This window comes from Peribacillus frigoritolerans (assembly GCF_001636405.1).
Classification (GTDB): domain Bacteria; phylum Bacillota; class Bacilli; order Bacillales; family DSM-1321; genus Peribacillus; species Peribacillus frigoritolerans.
Genome location: NZ_KV440950.1, coordinates 1864812 through 1885453, shown reverse-complemented (window position 1 = coordinate 1885453; position 20642 = coordinate 1864812). Strand labels below are relative to the sequence as shown.

General features: G+C 41.5%; 21 protein-coding genes, 1 tRNA gene and 1 other annotated feature. All 22 genes read right to left on the bottom strand.

Features of this window, described 5'->3' with window-relative positions:
• Positions 1-164 precede the first annotated feature (164 nt).
• Positions 165-1199 carry a tetratricopeptide repeat protein gene (locus A6755_RS09240; RefSeq protein WP_063590490.1) on the bottom strand — a complete coding sequence of 345 codons (1035 nt, stop codon included), beginning with the start codon at positions 1197-1199 and terminating at the stop codon, positions 165-167.
• Positions 1200-1356: 157 nt separating this feature from the next.
• Positions 1357-1956, bottom strand: a complete 600-nt coding sequence (gene leuD / locus A6755_RS09235; RefSeq protein ID WP_034308930.1) for a 3-isopropylmalate dehydratase small subunit — start codon at positions 1954-1956, stop codon at positions 1357-1359.
• A gap of 28 nt (positions 1957-1984) precedes the next feature.
• Positions 1985-3394, bottom strand: a complete 1410-nt coding sequence (gene leuC / locus A6755_RS09230; RefSeq protein ID WP_034308934.1) for a 3-isopropylmalate dehydratase large subunit — start codon at positions 3392-3394, stop codon at positions 1985-1987.
• A 71-nt stretch (positions 3395-3465) separates the two neighbouring features.
• Positions 3466-4578, bottom strand: coding sequence for a 3-isopropylmalate dehydrogenase (leuB, locus tag A6755_RS09225; RefSeq protein ID WP_034308935.1), 1113 nt, complete (start codon positions 4576-4578; stop codon positions 3466-3468).
• A 15-nt stretch (positions 4579-4593) separates the two neighbouring features.
• Positions 4594-6129, bottom strand: coding sequence for a 2-isopropylmalate synthase (locus A6755_RS09220; protein WP_034308937.1), 1536 nt, complete (start codon positions 6127-6129; stop codon positions 4594-4596).
• Positions 6116-7144, bottom strand: coding sequence for a ketol-acid reductoisomerase (gene ilvC / locus A6755_RS09215; RefSeq protein ID WP_063590489.1), 1029 nt, complete (start codon positions 7142-7144; stop codon positions 6116-6118). Before ilvC ends, A6755_RS09220 begins: the two co-directional genes overlap by 14 nt.
• A 42-nt stretch (positions 7145-7186) precedes the next feature.
• Positions 7187-7699 carry an acetolactate synthase small subunit gene (gene ilvN / locus A6755_RS09210; RefSeq protein WP_034308941.1) on the bottom strand — a complete coding sequence of 171 codons (513 nt, stop codon included), beginning with the start codon at positions 7697-7699 and terminating at the stop codon, positions 7187-7189.
• A gap of 3 nt (positions 7700-7702) precedes the next feature.
• Positions 7703-9418 (bottom strand): acetolactate synthase large subunit, encoded by a 1716-nt coding sequence (gene ilvB, locus A6755_RS09205; RefSeq protein WP_034308944.1) that lies wholly within the window; start codon positions 9416-9418, stop codon positions 7703-7705.
• A 117-nt stretch (positions 9419-9535) separates the two neighbouring features.
• Positions 9536-9794 (bottom strand) — a binding site (T-box leader).
• A gap of 279 nt (positions 9795-10073) precedes the next feature.
• Positions 10074-10586, bottom strand: a complete 513-nt coding sequence (locus A6755_RS09200) for a M15 family metallopeptidase (RefSeq protein WP_063590488.1) — start codon at positions 10584-10586, stop codon at positions 10074-10076.
• Between the two features lie 147 nt (positions 10587-10733).
• Positions 10734-11009, bottom strand: coding sequence for a GNAT family N-acetyltransferase (locus tag A6755_RS09195; protein WP_053535861.1), 276 nt, complete (start codon positions 11007-11009; stop codon positions 10734-10736).
• Positions 11010-11566: 557 nt separating this feature from the next.
• The gene (locus A6755_RS09190) at positions 11567-11920 is read right to left on the bottom strand and encodes a YidH family protein (RefSeq protein ID WP_063590487.1); all 354 of its coding nucleotides are present in this window, start codon (positions 11918-11920) and stop codon (positions 11567-11569) included.
• 43 nt (positions 11921-11963) lie between these two features.
• Positions 11964-12137 (bottom strand): hypothetical protein, encoded by a 174-nt coding sequence (locus tag A6755_RS27010; protein ID WP_164468799.1) that lies wholly within the window; start codon positions 12135-12137, stop codon positions 11964-11966.
• A 182-nt stretch (positions 12138-12319) separates the two neighbouring features.
• Positions 12320-12598 (bottom strand): 2TM domain-containing protein, encoded by a 279-nt coding sequence (locus A6755_RS09185; RefSeq protein ID WP_034308952.1) that lies wholly within the window; start codon positions 12596-12598, stop codon positions 12320-12322.
• 139 nt (positions 12599-12737) lie between these two features.
• Positions 12738-13100, bottom strand: coding sequence for a GIY-YIG nuclease family protein (locus tag A6755_RS09180; protein ID WP_034308954.1), 363 nt, complete (start codon positions 13098-13100; stop codon positions 12738-12740).
• A gap of 18 nt (positions 13101-13118) precedes the next feature.
• On the bottom strand, positions 13119-13874 hold the full coding sequence (locus A6755_RS09175; RefSeq protein WP_063590486.1) for a DUF2087 domain-containing protein: 756 nt from the start codon (positions 13872-13874) through the stop codon (positions 13119-13121).
• A gap of 1068 nt (positions 13875-14942) precedes the next feature.
• Positions 14943-15143, bottom strand: coding sequence for a hypothetical protein (locus A6755_RS09170; protein WP_034308956.1), 201 nt, complete (start codon positions 15141-15143; stop codon positions 14943-14945).
• Between the two features lie 163 nt (positions 15144-15306).
• Positions 15307-15380, bottom strand: a tRNA-Arg gene (locus tag A6755_RS09165).
• A gap of 173 nt (positions 15381-15553) precedes the next feature.
• Positions 15554-16066 (bottom strand): metallophosphoesterase, encoded by a 513-nt coding sequence (locus A6755_RS09160; RefSeq protein WP_057276662.1) that lies wholly within the window; start codon positions 16064-16066, stop codon positions 15554-15556.
• Positions 16067-16068: 2 nt separating this feature from the next.
• On the bottom strand, positions 16069-16680 hold the full coding sequence (locus A6755_RS09155; protein ID WP_034308967.1) for an XTP/dITP diphosphatase: 612 nt from the start codon (positions 16678-16680) through the stop codon (positions 16069-16071).
• Positions 16681-16894: 214 nt separating this feature from the next.
• The gene (locus A6755_RS09150; RefSeq protein ID WP_063590485.1) at positions 16895-18016 is read right to left on the bottom strand and encodes a Ger(x)C family spore germination protein; all 1122 of its coding nucleotides are present in this window, start codon (positions 18014-18016) and stop codon (positions 16895-16897) included.
• Positions 18013-19488, bottom strand: coding sequence for a spore germination protein (locus A6755_RS09145; protein ID WP_063590484.1), 1476 nt, complete (start codon positions 19486-19488; stop codon positions 18013-18015). Before A6755_RS09145 ends, A6755_RS09150 begins: the two co-directional genes overlap by 4 nt.
• Positions 19485-20567, bottom strand: coding sequence for a GerAB/ArcD/ProY family transporter (locus A6755_RS09140; RefSeq protein ID WP_063590483.1), 1083 nt, complete (start codon positions 20565-20567; stop codon positions 19485-19487). The genes A6755_RS09145 and A6755_RS09140 overlap by 4 nt, the downstream gene beginning before the upstream one ends.
• Between the last annotated feature and the right edge of the window lie 75 nt (positions 20568-20642).

Here is a 20642-nt window from a genome sequence, read left to right as displayed (position 1 = left end):
ATATACTTCAATAATAAGCATTGGATGATTATGCTTTGCAAGTGTTAACAAGTCATCCTTCAAATATACCCCCAAAATAATGGGGAAATCGTCAAAATTAGACGAATTATACATTACAACCACTACATTATACCACAGGATTAATCTGTTACAACAGCAATAGCTTAAATAATAGGATAAGAAATTTCTTCAATTTCTTTAATATAGGAAAGAATATCCGCAACGCTTTCCTCATCTGCCTCGTAAAGATCCGCTAAGTCCCTCACGGAAACTTCCCCGGTCATGTACTCTTCCGCCAAGGCATGGTAGGCAGCTGCCCATGCAGGCAAGCTTTCAGGTCCTGGTTCAAAAGGAAACAATAAAAAGGAATGACGTTCAATCAAACTATGGACCATTTCATATAAGCTCGGATTATCCTGACTGATTTCCTCTTCGGCCAGTCCGGTCACCATCTTATAGAAGTCCGTCTCCTTCAAACTTTTCAATTCCCTTGGGATGACCGACTTCGATTGATTGAATTTCCTCACCGTCATTTCCTCGTTATACTCCTGGTCGATAAGGATGTTAAGGAGCATCGTTTTGAAGAAAGGATGTCCCTCATCTTTTTGTAGAAATTCTTCGATTTGAGGGATAAATGGTCGAATATTGATATTCGTGAGTTTTGAAATGACCATAAGCATTTCATTATCCGTTTTCCCTTCAAAAAGTTCATCCTCCTGCATTTCCTCTGAAAGCTGTTGATTTTGCCTTTCTTTCTCTTCTTTTTTATCCTCAAGGGCCCTTTTACTGAACTGAAGCATCTTTTCGAAATGTTCCTCTTTATCAAAGGGAATTTGGTTTTCTTCAAATAGCAGTTCGATCGTCGTGACCATTTCCTGATGCTCGCCTAATTGCAGCAGTACCATCAAATAAATATTGATCAGTTGAAAATAGTCGCCGATGCCTTTATTCAGCATCTCTATACACAACTCTTTTGCCTCCTGATAATACTCAAGTTCAACTAGCGAGACCACCAGTCCCATGCAAACTTCATCATTTTCGGGCTCATACTCCCTGGCTTGGCTGAAAAGCTGCGCAGCCGCTTTAAAGTTCCTGTTACCAAGCTCATCCAGTCCTTTTACAATCAGCCTCTCACCGAGATTTGGAAAGGCGATAATCTTTGTTTCTCCGGCCTTCTTTTGGTTGTTCTCATCATCCATCCTATTTTCCGCCTCACCGTTCGCTTTTTGAGAAACAGTTTAGCATGTAATAGCTGGAAACACAAAAATTTATATGGGCGGATACCTTCTTTCCCCGATAAAAAAAATCCCGTATCCTTTCAAATAAGAAAGGATAACGGGAAATGACTTTTTTCTATTATATACTCGATACAGCCTTTTTTTGAGATTCATAGGCAGAAATCTCTTTATCATATTGAAGCGTTATCGAAATTTCATCCCAGCCTTTGACGAGCATTTCCTTCCAATATGGATGAATTTCAAAGCTCGTTTCAAACCCTTGACCATCTTTCAATGTCTGATTGGGAAGGTCGATAGTCAGCTCATAATCAGGTGCCGACACTCTCTCCATTAAATAGTTTACTTCAGTCTGGGTCAAAGCGATGGGGACCATGCCATTTTTCATGCAATTACTTTTAAAGATATCAGCATAAGACGGAGCGATGATGATATCGAACCCGTAGTCTTTCAAAGACCAAGGGGCATGCTCACGGGACGAACCGCAGCCAAAATTTTCACCTGCTATTAATATGGACGTGTTTTGATTATGGGGCTGATTCAATTCAAAATCAGGACGTTTCTTCCCGGTTTCATCAAAACGCCAGTTATAGAATAAAAATTCGCCAAATCCGCTTCGCTCAATCCTTTTTAAAAATTGCTTTGGAATGATTTGGTCCGTATCCACGTTTTTACGGTCAAGTGCCGCCGCTCTTCCTTTATATATAGTAATGGGTTCCATTTTCTGCACCTCCGGTTAATTCGTATCCTTATTGGACTTGTTCAGTTCTTTTCAAATTCCTAATATCGACAAATTTCCCATGAATGGCGGCCGCGGCAGCCATAGCCGGACTAACCAGGTGTGTTCTTGCTCCAGCTCCTTGCCTGCCTTCGAAGTTCCGATTGCTTGTGGAGGCACAATGCTCGCCGGCCGGAACCACGTCAGGGTTCATGCTCAGGCACATGCTGCAGCCCGATTCGCGCCATTCGAAGCCTGCAGATTTGAAAATTTCATCCAACCCTTCATCCTCCGCTTGCCTTTTGACGCTTTGTGAACCGGGAACGACCATCGCCCGAACCCCTTTTTGAACAGTTTGGCCATCGATCATTCCTGCGGCTTGCCTTAAGTCCTCAATGCGTGAATTGGTACACGATCCTATGAATACATGTTGTACGGGAATTTCCGTGATCGGCATCCCTTCCTCAAGGCCCATATACTCAATGGCTCGATTCAATTCCTTAGGATCCATGATATCCTCTGCGAGGGTAGGTACTTTTCCGTCCACGCCACTAGCCATTCCAGGATTTGTCCCCCAGCTGACCATTGGTGAAATCAGGCTGCCATCAAGAATGATTTCTTGATCATAAACAGCATCCTCATCACTGGAAAGTGACTTCCAGTCCTGAACACATTGCTCGAACTCTTCTCCTTTCGGCAAATATTTACGGCCTTTCAAATAAGAGAACGTTGTTTCATCAGGCGCTACCAGCCCTGCTCTTGCCCCGCCTTCAATAGACATATTGCAGACCGTCATTCTTTCTTCCATTGACATATCCCGGAAAACTTCCCCGCAATACTCAATGATATGTCCCGTACCGAAATCGACCCCGAATTTGGAAATTACATATAAAATGACATCTTTCGCCATCACGCCATGACCAAGCTTGCCATTAACCTCAAGCTTCAATGTTTTGGGTTTTGTTTGCCATAGGGTTTGTGTGGCCAAAACATGCTCGACCTCACTCGTACCGATTCCAAATGCAATCGAGCCAAACGCACCATGCGTGGAAGTGTGACTGTCTCCGCAGACAATCGTCATCCCTGGCTGTGTAAGCCCTAATTCAGGCCCGATAACGTGAACGATACCTTGATCCGGACTGTCTAAATCAGCAAGGCGGATACCGAACTCCTTACAGTTTTGCTCAAGCGCCTCTAGTTGTTTCCTCGCAATATCATCCTCGATGAAATAGCGATTAACGGTTGGCACATTATGATCCATTGTAGCGAAAGTACGATCGGGTCTCCTGACTTTCCGTCCTTTTAATCTCAATCCTTCAAATGCTTGCGGAGAGGTCACTTCATGAATATATTGAAGGTCTATATAAATTAAATCCGGTTTATTCTCCTCTTCATTTACAATATGGCGATCCCATATTTTCTCTATTATCGACTTACCCATCACTATCCCACCTCGATCAATCTTGTATTTTTTTTAAAAAACACGGCCTAATGTTAGGCCGTGAAAGAAGTTTATGCATAAGCTCCCATGATGTTGGAAATGGCTTCCTGGTCTAAAAGGTTTGCTTTTATTTCTGCAATCATCTCTGAGGTAGACGTAATTGTCGGTTGGCCATTTGCGATATCGCCTGTTCTCAAGCCATATTCAAGGACCGTTTCCACCGCCTGTTCAACTGCTTTCGCCTCATCTTCCAAACCAAAGGATAGACGCAGCATGGAAGCCGCCGATAAAATCGTCCCAATCGGATTAGCCAGGTTTTTGCCTGCGATATCCGGGGCAGAGCCATGAATCGGTTCATATAGATTAGGACCATTAGTTGATATGGAGGCGGAAGGAAGCATTCCAAGCGAGCCAGTCAATACCGACGCTTCATCGCTTAAAATATCACCGAACATATTCTCCGTCACGATAATATCAAATTGTTTCGGGTTTTTGATCAATTGCATGGCTGCATTATCAACAAGCATATGTTCAAGGATTACATCCGGATAGTCCTTGGCAATTTCTTCAGCCGTCTCACGCCACATCCTGCTGGATTCAAGAACATTCGCTTTATCCACGGAAGTTACTTTTTTCTTGCGCTCCGATGCTAATGAAAAAGCAAGTTCGATGATGCGCTTCATTTCGCTTTTCTGATAGAAAAGTGTATCGACGACCGCTTCTTTCCCTTCTTTCTCAACGCGCTCACTTGGCTTTCCGAAATAAAGGCCGCCAGTTAGTTCCCTGACAATTACGAAATCCACATCTTCAATGAATTCCTTCTTAAGAGGAGAAGATTCCGACAAGCTGGAATAATAGCTGATTGGACGGATGTTAGCATAAAGATTCAAATCTTTTCGGATTTTCAACAAACCTCGTTCCGGTCTTAGGTGCGCAGGCTGGTCATCCCACTTAGGTCCTCCAACGGCCCCTAATAATACCGCATCGCTGTTTTTACAAATCTCCACTGTTTCATCCGGCAGGGGTGAACCTGTGCTATCGATGGCCCCTCCGCCAATCTCACCATATTGAAATTCAAAATCGTGTCCATATCTTTGGGCAACGGCTTCGAGGATTTCTACAGCGCCTCTTGTTACTTCTTTCCCGATGCCATCTCCTTGAAGCACCGCAATATTCCTTTTCATCGAAATCTCCCCTTCCTATTGTAATACTGCTTTTTCTTCCAGTTCCTTCATGATGATCACACGGTTAACAGCGTTCAAATACGCTTTGGCGGATGCTTCCAAGACGTCCTGATCAAGACCCCTGCCGCTTGTTTCCACACCGTTATAATCAATTTTCACAAAAACCTGTGCGAGGGCATCCATTCCGCCCCCCACCGATTGAATTCGATAGTCCAGCAAGTTGATCTCTTTGCCCAAACATCTTTCAAGCGTGTTATATAGGGCTTCTACACTTCCTGCACCTGTAGCCGCTTCCTGAATCTCTTCATTATCGCCTTTTTTCAGTGTGACCGTTGCAGTCGCCGTCTGATGGGTGCCATGTGAAATCTGTAAGGAAATCATGTCATAGAAACTGATATCCGTGGCTTTCTCTTCAAGCACCAGCGCAACGATATCTTCATCAGTCATGGTCTTTTTATTATCGGCCAATTCCTTGAACTGGACGAATAATGAGTTCATTTCCTCATCCGTTACCGTAAAATTCAACTCTTGTAATCTTTCTTTGAAAGCATGGCGTCCTGAATGCTTTCCTAAAACGAGTGAATTGGACGAAACCCCGACGAGTTCAGGTGATATGATTTCATATGTCGTTTTTTCTTTTAACACGCCATCCTGGTGAATGCCTGATTCATGTGCGTAAGCATTGGCACCAATAATGGCTTTATTAGCAGGAACTTGCATTCCCGTAAGGCGGCTGACCAAATCACTGGTCCTTTTAATTTCATTCAATACAAGACCCGTTTCCGCTTGATAGAAATCTTTACGGATGTAAAGTGCCATGGCCACTTCTTCAAGTGCCACGTTTCCGGCACGTTCACCAATTCCGTTGATTGTGCCTTCGACTTGCGTAGCCCCGCCTTCGATGGCCGCCAATGAATTGGCCGTCGCCATCCCAAGATCGTCATGACAGTGTGCAGATAAACTAACTTTTTCAATAGAAGGAACATGTTCACGAAGGTATCTGAAAATGTTGCCATATTCGATTGGAGCTGCATATCCTACTGTATCCGGGATGTTAATGACCTTGGCACCAGCCTGAATGACCGCTTCAACGATTTCAGCCAAATAGTCAAGTTCCGTGCGGCTTGCATCTTCTGCAGACCATTGTACGATCGGAAAACGCGCTGCTCCGTACTTAACCATTTCAACCGACCTTTCAATCACTTGCTGCTTAGACATTTTCAACTTATATTCACGATGAATGGGCGAAGTGGCGATGAACGTATGCAATCTTGGTTCTGCGCCGCCCCTTAATGAATCCCAAGCTGCATCGATATCTCCTTTTACAGCACGCGCCAGCCCTGTGACAGAGCTGTTTTTGATTTTGCGCGCGATTTCCTGTACGGAGTTGAAATCCCCTTTGGATGCTGCCGGAAAACCGGCTTCGATAATATCAACACCCAATCTTTCAAGCTGATAAGCAATTTCAAGTTTTTCGGTAAAATTCAAATTTACACCTGCGGATTGCTCCCCATCACGAAGTGTGGTTTCAAATATATTAATTTTTCGCAACGGCTACCACTTCTTTCTCTTTTTGTTGAGGTTTTACGAATGGCATCATTTTTCTTAATTCACGGCCAACCACTTCGATTTGATGTTGGTTTTCACGATTATTGATCGCATTGAAGACTGGACGATTCGCTTGGTTTTCCAAGATCCATCCTTTAGCGAACTCACCGTCTTGGATGTCTTTCAAGATCGCTTTCATTGCCTCTTTCGTAGTTTCCGTCACAACGCGTGGTCCAGAAACGAAATCTCCCCATTGAGCTGTGTCAGAGATGGAATAGCGCATGTTTTCCATACCGCCTTCATACATAAGGTCGATGATTAACTTAAGTTCATGCAAACACTCGAAATATGCTACTTCCGGTTGATATCCAGCTTCTGTCAAGGTTTCGAATCCAGCTTTCACAAGGGCAGTCAATCCGCCGCAAAGTACAGCTTGCTCTCCAAATAGATCCGTTTCCGTTTCTTCCTGGAAAGTGGTTTCCAAACCGCCAGCTCTTAAAGAACCGATTCCCCGAGCGTACGCAAGTGCCAATTCTCTTGCTTCACCCGTAACATTTTGATAGATGGCGAACAATGCCGGCACCCCTGCCCCTTGTTCATATGTACGGCGAACAAGATGTCCCGGACCTTTTGGAGCGACTAATAAAACATCTACGTCTGCCGGAGGAACGATTTGATTGAAATGTACGTTGAATCCGTGTGCGAACATTAACGCTTGACCTGCACGCAATACCGGTTTGATTTCTTCTTGGTATACTTTCGGCTGAGTTTCATCCGGTAATAGGTTCATGATCACGTCTGCCTGTTCAGCTGCTTCCTTCACTGTGAAAACATTAAAGCCGTCTTCCACCGCTTTATCGAAGGATTTACCTTTCCTGATTCCGATGATTACATCTACACCGCTGTCACGTAGGTTTTGAGCGTGTGCGTGTCCTTGTGAACCATATCCGATGACCGCTACCTTTTTATTGTTGAAGAAATTCTCGTTTGCCTCTGCGTTATAATATACTTTTGCCATAATAATTACATCTCCCTTTTCATCATTGTTTTTGTTTTTGTTTTATACGATTGTCGCACTCTTAGCGTGTGCAATTTGCATTCCACGCGGGATGGCGGCAGTCCCTGTCCTTGCCAATTCCTTGATGCCATATGGCTTGATCAGTTCAATGAAAGCTTCGATTTTATCCGATTCTCCTGTGATTTGGACGGTCACGCTATCTTTACTGACATCAATAACTGAAGCTCGGAAGGGTTCGATGACTGAATAAATCTCGGCTCGGGTTTGTGTAGTCACCAATATTTTAATGAGTGCAAGTTCCCTCGCCACAATCGATTGATTCGTAATATCATATACTTTCAAAACATCGATCTGCTTATTCAGCTGCTTGGTGATCTGTTCAATGACAGTTTCGTCATCGACATCGACCACAAAGGTCATCCTTGAAATGCCATCCTGTTCGGAAGGTCCGACAGTCATGCCTTCAATGTTATAATTTCTTTTCGTGAACAGGTTCGTAATCCGATTAAGGACGCCTGGCCGGTTATTCACGGTGAGGCTAAGAATTCCCTTCATTGATTAAACTCCTTCCATTTCATCTAGCCCTTTTCCTTGTGCTACCATCGGAAAGACATTTTCGTTTTGTTTGACCCGGAAATCAATCAACACTGGACCATCAGTCTTTAACGCTACATCCAGGCAGTTGCTTGCTTCTTCCTCCGTCGTCACCTTATATCCCGGAATTCCATAGGCATCGGCCAATTTCACGAAATCCGGATGCGATTGAAAAATACTGTGTGAAAAACGGTTATCATGAAAGAGTTCCTGCCACTGTCTTACCATCCCTAGTGCACCGTTATTGACGATGATGATTTTGATTGGCAGATTCATTTCGGCAATGACCGAGAGTTCCTGAAGGCACATCTGGAATCCACCATCCCCCGATATGGAAAGCACCGTCGCTTTCGGATTCGCCAGCTGCGCTCCGAGAGCCGAAGGTAAGCCAAAGCCCATCGTCCCCAATCCACCGGAAGTGACCCATGAATTCGGTTTGTTAAATGGATAGTATTGTGCTGCCCACATTTGATGCTGTCCAACATCGGTCGTAACAATGGCCTCCCCATTCGTTTTTTCATGAAGCATCTGGATGACCCGCTGAGGTTTCAATACGCCTTCTTCATGGGTATAGCGCAATGGGAACTCTTCATTCCATGCAGTAAGCTGTGTTGTCCATTCATCAATTTCCGGTTTCTTGCCATTTTGCGCAATCAATTCCGAGAGTGCTTCTTTAGCACTTCCGACAACTGGAATTTTTGTCGGAACATTTTTACCGATTTCGGCTGGGTCAATATCGATATGGGCAACCGTTGCGTGCTGTGCGAATTTCGCTAGATTCCCAGTCAATCGATCATCGAACCTTGCACCGATATTGATTAATAGATCACATTTCGCTAACGCCATGTTTGCTGCATAGCAGCCATGCATACCACCCATACCGATAAAGAGTGGATGATCCGCCGGAAAGCCCCCAAGTCCCAATAAAGTGTGGACGACAGGGATGCCTTGCTGCTCGACATACTCCTTTAATAGATGGGAGGCCTTTGCATGCAGGACACCTGCCCCTGCAAGAATGACCGGTCTTTTCGCCCCGCTTACGGCTTCAACAAGCTTTCTGATCTGTAAGTAATTCGGCTTGGTCGTCGGCTGATAGCCAGGGAGATTCATTTCTGGCTCCTCATCCGTCGATACACCTTCCAAAATGGCCATGTCCTTAGGTATATCGATCAATACTGGACCGGGCCGGCCGCTGGAAGCGATATAAAACGCTTCTTTAATGATGCGCGGAAGGTCTTCCGGCTTCCTTACCTGATAGTTATGTTTTGTGATCGGGGTAGTAATCCCCAGTACATCCGCTTCCTGGAAAGCATCCGAGCCGATTACACTGGTAGCTACCTGACCTGAAATTACAACTAGCGGTAAAGAGTCGATCATTGCATCGGCCAAACCAGTGACGATGTTCGTTGCCCCTGGACCGGATGTGACGATGACCACCCCCGGCTTGCCGGTAATCCTGGCGTATCCTTCCGCTGCATGAATCGCACCTTGTTCGTGCCTTGTCAAAATATGGAAAAGTTCTGAACTGTAAAGTTTGTCATAAATCGGCAATACAGAACCTCCTGGATAACCAAAGATGACATCAACATTTTCCTTTTTCAACGCTTCCAGCAGAAATTCGGCACCACTATAATGTGTCTTTCCACTTTTCCGATCAGCAACAACTGACTTTTGTGTCATTTCGTAAAAAACCTCCTTCGCTTTCCTAATTGAATGTTTTCTCAAAATTCAGAATTTTCAGCTTTTTAAGCATACAAAAAAGCCTTTTCACCCCAAATGTACTTGCACTCGGCAAGTTAAAGGGGTGAAAAGGCTTGATGAGCCACTCCACGGTACCACCCTTTTTCGCATGAAACTCCATGCGCACTTTGAATAGACTACACTATTCTCTGTTTTGGTAACGGGTACTGGTACGCACCCGTTCAGCTCTACTAGTCAGACGTTCAAGCTGAAACTCCAAGGTGAGTTCATCTTTTGGGACAATACCGGCTCTCAGCTACCCGGCTCTCTGTGACTGCCTTTTTAAAAGACTACTTATCCTCTTCAATGCTTTTCGCATTATTCATATTTTTCGAAACGCTTATGTTTGATGTCTTGTATTTGTGATTATCTTACGTGTATTTCAGGTAGTAGTCAACAGGTTTTTTTAAATTTTTTGATAATTCTAAATTGAAAGATTTGTTGTATCCGCTTACATACCTATCATGGCCACATTTTATAAAAAAAGTTTTTTCAATTTTTAATTTTTAAAAACATCGGATATCCCAATTAAATGATTAATGTCACGCATCATCCACATGATGTCAGTCACAAGTATCGGATCCCTAAAAAAGAATCATCCATTTTCCCTTTCAGCCTCATTTTCACTGATTGCGGACGCCACTCGCGATATAAGATTCGGCCGCCATCCCTTTTGAAGATCTCTCGTTGATAAACCGCCTGACATTCCAAGGTGCGGAAAATCACGGAACAATTCAAAATCCCCTCCCCAAACAAATCCCAGGGATTTTGCTATGGCTGCCACCTTTGTCCACTTCTCGCCCTCTGTCCACAGTGCCCGCTTGCCGTCATCACTAAGGATGACAAAATCGACTGCAAGGCCATAGTTATGCAAGGATTGCCCCCCTCTGGCATATGTCACGATTGGCTTGGATTTATTCGTTCTGCCTCGTTCATACAGTTCATGTTGTTCTCGGAAACTTCGATAACCAGCCGTTATTTGAACAAATATCCCCGCTTCATAAGCTAATTTCACCACTTCGAGTATCGTTTCGTTCACGACCGGGTTCATACCGCTTCCCATATTTTCCTTTGCATGATTCAATAGGGTTTGTAATTTGATGGCCATCCTAGCACCTCCCCTATATTAAATGCGAACATAACTGTAGGAGGAAAGGCTTTACCATTATTTTATTGGGGGTGTAAAGATTATCTGGAAAATGAAAAAGGGCTGAACATAGGTGATATTAATCATCCCCTAAGTCAGCCCTCCGGTTTATTTAGCCAATACATCCTCGTATTCTGCATTTTTTTCAAATTGTTTTTGAACGAATGAACATACCGGAACAATTTTCAGGTTTTCCTCCCTTGCGAATCCTATGATCTTTTCAACAAGGGCATTTCCTACCTTTTGCCCGCGAAGCTTGTCAGAAACAACGGTATGATCGACCGTGATCTCATCATCACCTGATTTAAAGAATGTAATTTCCGCTAGTTTCTCACCTGATTCTTCGACAAAAAAAGAACTTTCACCTTTTTTGATATCCACCATCACGATGACCTCCTTTTAATTCCTCTTTATCATATCTCACAAAAAGGAAATTAAACAAATATTTAAAACGTGATTGAAATTGAATAAAGCAAGTACTTTCAAGGATTATAAAGTTAGGAATTACCCATGTGAAGTTTATTTACAAAACGATGATGGTTTATATTTTAAAAGGAAGGCAAAAGAAAAAACTTGATCGATCTTTTCCCTACGCTTATATACCCTTCCGGTTTAAAATTTCACCATGTTTAACGTGCACAAAAATGCATTCATAACGAAGGTGCGAGACTCCGCAGGCTCACCTGGGCCGCCCGCGGAAAGCGAGTGCCTGGATGGGAAATCCACGCCCAAATTGTAACAGCCATAACATTACAACAAACTCGTTTTCTTCGAATTAGTCTAATTCTGAATGATTCTTTCATAACCTGAAATACAGTGTTTTCCAAGCTTTCGTTTTTTGATGGCATTAAATTAATGGAAGAAATCTTTCCGTATCGATGTAAGAATAAGTATATAATAGCAGAAACTAAAAAAACCGCCCTAATCAGGTTAGGACAGTTTTAAATGAAAACAAAATATAAAATGATCATCGATAACAATATGACCATAAAAACAGCGATTAGAATTACGTGTGCACTTGAAGACCGGAACGTCCCTTCATTGATTTGCCGTTTCTTCTGAAGATAACCGATTGTCGCCAGAACGGTAATCACAAGTCCCAATGCACACGCAAACATCCCCAGCACGATGCTGATCAAGTCAATCCGGGCATCCCGATGCACACCAATCGTAAAATGCAGGCTTGTCGCAAGAAAGCCAACTCCCACTATTGCAATCACCGTTCTTATCCATGCCAAGAAGGTGCGTTCATTAGCCAGATGCTGCTGGGCATATTTCAATTGGTTTTTCTCCATGTCATCACCTTAATCGAGCGTTTTTATCAAATGGTAAAATCAGTCATCTTTTCAGGAGCGAAAAGGCCCTGAACATCGACCCGGCAAACATTAGCCCTGCACCGCCGAGCAATAAATATATACATAGAGTTTTATCAATAACATTCAAAGGATAAAGCAAGGCCCCCAGCGCCATGATTGCCCCTATTCCCGTTATGGTCCATCCTATTTTTTTCATTCGCAACTCCTAAGATTAATTATTATTTAGTGAAGGTCCTCCACGGGTTTCCCCTTTTTCATAGACAGGTCCCTCATTACTAGCTTAAACCATTTAAAAACTTACAACAAGTGAGATCCACCGATTATTTTTTCCCACAAAAAAAGAGCCATAAATGACCCCTGTTTTGAACACGCCCAAATTCAGCCGTTCTTTTTATCCTTTTCCATATATTCTTTTATTTTTCTTTCTTCCCACTCTGACCCGAAGTTTCCTTGTGCAAGAATGGTAATTCCATGTATCAGAACACCAATCCCCCACCCACCGAGGGGATAAAGGAACCACCAATAACCGGGATCCGTCAAAAGGTTAATTGCAATCAACATGACATTCACCAATACATACACCATTAGATGAATGTAGAATGCCTTAAGGTTTTCAACCCTTTTTTTCGCCCGTAGATATCCATCTCCATTTTCCATCCCAGCACCCCCTAATCATAAACACTAAAGTATATTACCATTTGCTTCCATAATACCTTATTTTTCATAAAGAAATAAGAATGAAATGCATCAAAGGTAAATCGGGAGCCGGGAATCAAGGAGAATCCCTAAAGGCCAATTACAAGTCAGCGGGTTTCATTCCATTGTATCCCCGTTCTTCGTAAGGCTGTATTTTTTCCATCCACTTTTCTTCAAGTTTTTTCAATTCCCGTTTAGCATCAAAAAATCCTGTTTCTTTTGGCTTCAATACCTCCAGTACCTCAAAAGAAAAAGCATCTTTCCCATATTGGTTCCACTCACTTTGCAGCACTTTATTGGTGTTTGTCCCGACTTCCAATTCAAATTGTTTCCCCTTCAACGTCTTTAAATTCCTGGTGCTTCCGATAAAGACTTTATTATTTACCGTATTTCTGATTTGGTATACCCCTGCTTCAACCTTCGTTTCTTTATATAATTGCTTCAATTCTTTTTTACGATCCATCTTTCTTGCCCCCAGTCATCATTTCTTCAGCCAATATTGGCTCCCATCAGGCTTTCTATCCAAGAATCCATATTCTATTAAGTATCTTCTCAAAAGAACATGATCATGATAAATCGCACCCAATATTTGATTGATTTCCTTTTCTTCGTATTTCCGCTCATTTTCAAAACGGTTCATAATTTCTTGGAGAATGATCAGCCTTTGTTTTTCCTTTGGCGGAAAAGACTTTAATGCATCCTGACTGCCTTTAGGGAAGTATTTTTTCAGTACAGTCACCTTTTCATCCTCAGTAACGTTATAACGATCATCGACCATCCTTGCTTTTTGATGAAGCGGGATAAATGCCGGCGCGTGTTCATCTTTATCTTTCAATAGTTCCATCAGGGCTAAAAACAACTTTGCCTGACGCTCTTTCTCTTTCAACACAAAACGATGGTTCCGAATCGTGGAAGGACTGCCAATTCCCATTTCCTCCTGAACCTCGGCATCATTTTTCCCTTGGTAAAAAAGGCGAAGGAGACGGTTTTGATGGTCGGTGAGACCTGTAAGTTTTTTATCGAGATCAATCAAGTATTCAAATACCGAGCTGTGTGCATGTTCAATATGAATGCGCATATACCTCTTCGCTTCATAAAGAACTCCATCTTTCGGGTATACTATCCCCTTTTCAACTGCATTTCCACACAGCAAACAAACATATTGATTCTCACCTTCGATGTACCCTTGTTTAAGCTCATCCTGAGATGCGCTCCAAAACATTTCCGCGTCCTTCATTAAACAAACACTTCCCTATAAAGTTTATAATATAATAAACATATTATTTATTTGTTTGTATTATGTCAATGTTTTTTCTGTTTTTTATAATTCCAGCAAATTATGGCCTTCTTAGTCAGAGGGGCTTCATAACATAAAGCTGACAAGGGTTTTCACCTTCCATTTTACGGTTTCCATGGCACTATGCCGATATAGTATCAAGAGTAATAAGCGGAATTTCCCCAATAATATGCTTTATAAACGTGAATAAGCTTTAGAGGAGGATATCTTATCGAAAGAGGAAAACGAAGCGATTACATCGATCCATAACACCGATTTGCACAAGGCATCACAACATGTATCCGAACAATTCAAGGTCTCACGATTGAATCACTTATACAAAAACAATCGATGCAGCTGAGTGAAGCTGATGAAAAAAGTTCACCCGTCGAAGAATTGAATACGGCAATAATCAAAAACCGTGAAATCATTAAAAAAATCTCCGAACCTTAAATAGAATTTGATATCGAAAAAAAGACATCCAAGTATGGATGCCTCAGACTGTAGACAAAATTCGATGTAAGTCGATTTTACCTACAGTTTTTTTAGCCTGTACAAATTGAACGTTGCCTCCAGGCACTCGCTTTCCGCGGGCGGTCCGCCCTCGGCGCACTTACGCCTGTGGGGTCTCCCTTGGACTCGCTATTCCCGCAGGAGTCTCGCACACCCTTAAAAATTCAGATAGAAATCTTTTTGCCTACAGTTTTTTATTTGAGAAAGTTGGAGTTGATTTCAGAAATCCGCTCCCTTTCCGCCGACTGTCTGCCAAATCGCATCAAAGCAAGCACTTTTGGTGTCTCGGCTGCCAGTTATTCGGCAGTAGCGCTGTACAAATTTCTTAAATCCAGCGAGGATTACAGTTAAGACCATAAAGACCTGAGCAGTTTATCGACCTAAACCACACAATATTCGACCGTTCATGAATTTTTTTAACCCTTTACCTCACTGTTCGGTCTCCGATTCCCATTTTGTAGCGAAGGATGTTTTATGAAATCCTTTATAAAAATCCTTCGCAGAGCTCATTAAGTATTAGCTAGGTACAAACTTAAGTATTCCTTCCAGATAAACACCTTTTTCTTTTCGTTTACATTCCCTCAACTTGATTCTTCCTTCTTTTTCTAACTCTTTGGCTAATTGGACCACTTCTGTTCCATCTTCGGTTATTTCGACTGAGAAGAAATTGCCCCGAGTGGAAGTTTGAATGAACTTGAATAATCTATCTTTATTCATTTAAACATCTCCTTATTTATTACAAGTTCGACACAAATGGTCATCCACCTGCGATAAATATGAAATAAAAAATTTCATGGTTAAAAATGACCCTCGTTAGCTTAAACACCCAAAAAAAGTAAAAAAGCCAAAACCTTTAGAAGGTTTTGGCTTTTTAAGTTAGTGTCCCAGGAGAGATTCGAACTCCCGACCGACGCCTTAGAAGGGCGTTGCTCTATCCAGCTGAGCTACTGAGACGTTTATGATATAAGTTGCGGTAAAACTTATGTATTACCTTAACTGTTCCCTTAGGACACTTCTTATTATAGTAGGATATCAAAAGAAAGTCAACGGTTTTTCAAAAAAAGTTTTTTTCTTTTTTTAAGAACCAGGAAGCGGGGAAAAACGCTTCCTGTTCATTATACATGAAGTCATTCCATTTGATAAGCATTTCTTAGATCCTCAACGATTTTTCCTTCAAGGTCATAATAGATGATTTCAAGTTGGTCATTTCCAATCTCCAAAATGGCATAGGTTTTCTCTTTTCGTCCCCGCGGCTGCCGTATGCTTCCCGGGTTGATGAAGAGCTTGCCGTCAATCCACTCTGAACCTGGAGCATGGGAGTGACCAAAGCAAATAATATCCGCCCCTGTCTCCTCACTTTTATAAGATAGGTTCATCAAGGTCATATTTATATTATAGAGGTGTCCATGCGTAACGAAGAAACGCTTGCCTGAGATATTCTCCACAATATCATCCGGATATGCCGAATCATAGTCGCAATTCCCGCCAACGGCCAAAAACTCCGCCATGTGAGGGTCATTTCTTTCCAACTCTGAATCACCGCAATGGATCATGGCGGCGACCTCTTGTTTATGACGTTCGGCAATCATGCTGATTTCATGAGTTAAGCCATGACTGTCACTCATTATTAGCACTTTCATCGTCACATTCCTTCTTCCCTTTTTAGAAATGGATCAAGTTTTTCATCTAGAGCCCTCAACGCGTTGGCACGGTGGCTGATTTGATTTTTTTCCTCTTTTGTCAATTCAGCGTTTGTTTTGCCCTGTTCCTCTACAAAAAAGATGGGATCATAACCAAATCCATTCGTTCCTGAAGGCTGTTCCGTGATCAAGCCTTCCATCGTTCCCGATACCGTAATCGTTTCCTGGTTGGGTGACGCTAGTGCCAAGGCGCAATAAAATCTCGCCGTCCTAGCCTCTTTTGGCACGCCTTCCAGTTCGCGGAGGACTTTTTCCGTGTTTGCTTCATCACTTTTGGCCTCTCCAGCATAACGGGCAGAATAAACGCCTGGACGGCCCTCCAATGCATCTACAATCAATCCGGAGTCATCAGCAATGACAAAGTGGCCTAGCTGATGGGCAATGGCCTCTGCCTTCAGGATCGCATTTTCTTCAAAGGTCGTGCCTGTTTCCTCCACATCCGGGGCATCCGGTACATCGAGAAGTGTTTTGACTTCATAACCTTTAGCAGAAAATAAGCTTTCGAACTCCTTGGCTTTCCCTTTATTTTTCGTTGCAATGATTACTGTCTTCATTTTTCATTTCACCCTTTTTCATTTTATCGGCACGGGAGCTCTTTTGGGCTGAGAAAGAATTTGCTGTCATTCGTCATATGTAAAAGCCGCTTCTTCTCCAGTGCCAACGGACGGATTCAACTCTGCCTATCATGATCAACAACAGCCGCTGAATTTTCCAGATAAGTTAAGTCTAACACAACTCCCTCACCTGCAATAACCTGAAACTTATAAACTAACGTTTGTAATTTTCACTATGTTCAATATGGATATTAACTTTTATATCATTTATTGAAGTCTTATCGAAGGAATTAATAATTTTATTATCCCACTTATTGACATGGTATCTGTATGCCTTTTCACTTATGTTAAAAAGGTCTGTGTTGATTTTTTCCCCCGTCTCCAATGTCTTCAAAATATCTTCCTTAATTTTTATTTCTACCTTTTTTTCGATTTTTCCCATATCCAGGTTGTCTAAATTTTGTTTCAATATCCCATTTGCTTTAACTTCTAAATCATATAAGGGTTTCTTTTGTTGCTCCAATACTTTGATGTTTGTTTTGGGGTCCATGATTTCAACACTTACCTTTTGTTTATTCAGGGAAAAAAACATGACTGTCGCCTTATTTTCAACCCATTTCATACCAGTCAAATCTTGTTTACTTACGAACCCTTTATACTGTTGTTTTGATAAAACATAGCCGCCATTCAACGTTGGTATCTTTTTTTCTTTCCCCCTGTCTGTGTAATGATGCTCATTTATTACCATAGAGGGAATTAAAATGGAACCAACCGGTTGATAAAATTTCGAAACCAGTTCACTGAATTTTAACGGGGAAATGAAATAGTTTTCATGAATAACGGTCTCTGGCCTTTGAATGATCGTGAATAAGTTAGGAAGATTAAAGAAACTATCACCGTTAAACACCTTTTTAATATCCTCGTTTGTAACAAACAGCCATGAATTGTATCGCAATAAGGGCTCTTTCCCTACATATTCAATGAAATCCTTCATTTTCTTATTGATTACATCCTCACTTAAAATGAAGGAGTTAACATGCCCTATATAAAGTGGCAATGCTGCATTTTGTTCCAATTCAGTAAATGCTTCTTCGATACTTTCCCCTTTACCTTTCCCAATGACAACACCAGTTTTTTCTTGTAATGCTGTGGCTCCCTCTTGTTTTGCTATATCCGCAAAATTCAATGCTTGAAAGTATAAGATGAATTCACCCTCTTTATAATCGATCCCTAGAGCGGATCCATATGTTTGAGCTTGAATTTCCTTCATTCCCCAGCAGCCTGTCGTCAATAAAAGTTGACAGCCAATTACCATGACTGCAATTAGCTTTCTCATTTGTCCGACTCCTTTTGCGATTCATTATCACTGGATTGTAGAGCTTGATTCCGCTGCCTTAACATCCCATACGGAAGCTTGAATAAGACTTTTAACATGTCCGATTTATTTGGTTTGGAAAATGGATTCACAAAAGGCTGTCCGAAACTTTCCAAGGACACCACAACAATCAAGATAAGAAATACTCCCATGAAGAATCCGAACAAGCCTAGAAATGCTGAACATGCAAATATGAATAACCTTATAAGAACGATATTCCCAGCGATATTCTGATTGATTAGGGTATAGCTTGAGAGAACTGTAACAGCTATTACTACGAGCATGGAGGGTGAAGTCAGCCCTGCCCGAATCGCTGCATCACCTATAATCAATCCACCCAATACAGAAACCGTCGGACCAACTGCTTTTGGCAGGCGAAGACCGGCTTCCTTAAATAGTTCAAACAATATGATCATTACGAATGCCTCCAAAGAAGCAGGTATGGGTAATCCCTGTCTCGTGATTGAAATCGTCGCAAGAAGCGAAAAGGGAATTTGATCGAATTGATAGGTAACCAAAGCTATAAAAAATCCCGGTAACGTAACCGTTACAAATAATGAGACTACACGAATGATGCGCATAAAACTAATGTAAAAAAAGCTTGCATGTGCGTCATCGGCAGCATAAAGTAACTGATTAATGCTCGTTGGTCCGATCAAGCTTGTGGGATTCCCGTCTACCAGGATGGCAAAGCGCCCTTGATTCAAGGATTCAACAACATAGTCCGGTCGACCGATATACTCCATTAAGGGGAAAATGGAAAGTTGAGTATCATATAAGAGTTCTTCAACTTGGTAACTGCTGACTATGATATCAGCCTTTAATGAATCCAATCGTTTTTTAACATCCAAAAGAATCGAGGGATTGATAATGTCATCAATATATAGCAGCAATATTTTAGTTTTACTTCTTTTCCCGATTGTATATTCTATACATTTAAGTGATGCCGTTTTTAACCTTTGGCGAATTAAAGACATGTTATCCGCTATATTCTCAACGAATCCATCCCTAGGTCCCCGAATGGAAGATTCTATATTGGATTCTTCCGGACTGCGCTTAGGGGAATTGGCTAATGGGGTATGGTAAATTTCGTTGGAAGATTCATTAATAATGATCAGGTCTCCTGAAAAAAGAATGCTTTCTACTCCGTCTTTTAAATCGGAGCCCTTTTTAAGCGTACTGATCTCCATGATATTGCTTAATTGATCAATTGTTAATTCGCCATTTTCTTGAACCGCTTTAGATATTGTAGGCAGAATCACTTCATTGATGAATGGCATATCCACTAAGTTTGGCGCATATAAAAATCCCAACAAATAACGACCTTCATTATCAAAAGTTTTTGTTCTTAAAACAACATCGGAAGAATGTTCGAACCATTTTCGGATTTGGTCAATGTAAGAAGGAGTATCATTCAAATTTCCCTTCTTCATAATGTTTCACCTTTTCCTTTTCCCTTTTTAAAAATAATAAATAACAGTATAATTGCAGCACTAAAAAGAAACAGACTGCTTATCGGAAAGAAATATTTGTATAAAAGATTAAAAAATGAAGTAGCATCCCAATGGATTAGCGTTCCAATAACAATTAACAAATATAGTGTAAGCAGTATCCACTTCTGATGTTTTGAATTCGAGATTAACTTATAGCCTATAAATAAACTTAAACTTATTCGGATCATGGCACCTGAAAGCCATTGGAAAATGGAAAGGAAATCGAGTCGAGTAATATAATAGCCAAATCTTAGCAACTTCCACTGTTCGTAAGCCGGATTCCTCATTTTCACCGCTTCCACAGAACCAAATTCCGCCATCGCTCCCATGAGGGGGCCTAACGTCAGCATGATGAGGATAATACCAACCAGTAAAAGCCACTTGGCTTTTATCTTGTTTTTCAAGTAAGGAGTTAAAAATAAAAAAACGATGATTTCTAAATATCCTGCACTCGTATACAGCATTCCATTTAGTGTATGGCGATACCCGCTTTCAAATATCGGGAACAATAATTCGTAATTCTTATTACTCGTGTTCCCCAGCCCCACAAATATCCCCAAAATAGTGACGACCGGTAGAAATAGGAGAGCCAAAGTACTTATGGTGCGTATTCCTTTATAGCTTGCAAAAATACAAATAAAAGTGAATAGGCTGACGACTACGATGTTTGGTATGTCATGAGTATAATTAGCTTTTGCCCAAATCAATGTAAATTTGACGGTAATGAAGGCGTTAATTATAAAGTACAAGCCAAATGCTATCGTGAAAATATATGTAACAAAAGGTGTAGACCATTTTTTTAGAAAAGAGATTATATCTTCTTTATCTAGTTTTTTATAAATATAAAAAATAAATAGTGTCCAAACGATACATGGAACAACACTTATTATGACACTTATCCATCCGTCGCGTTGAGATGCGGATAAGATATTGGGAAGGAGCAGGACATGTACCATGAACCCTGTATTCATGATGATTAAAACATAGATGTGTAAAGCCTGAATGACCTTTTGATCCATAATACCCCCCCATTAATTACATGTTTAAAAGTAATTTCCCCTTTTAAAAATTTATTTATGTAAAAACTTTTTCGG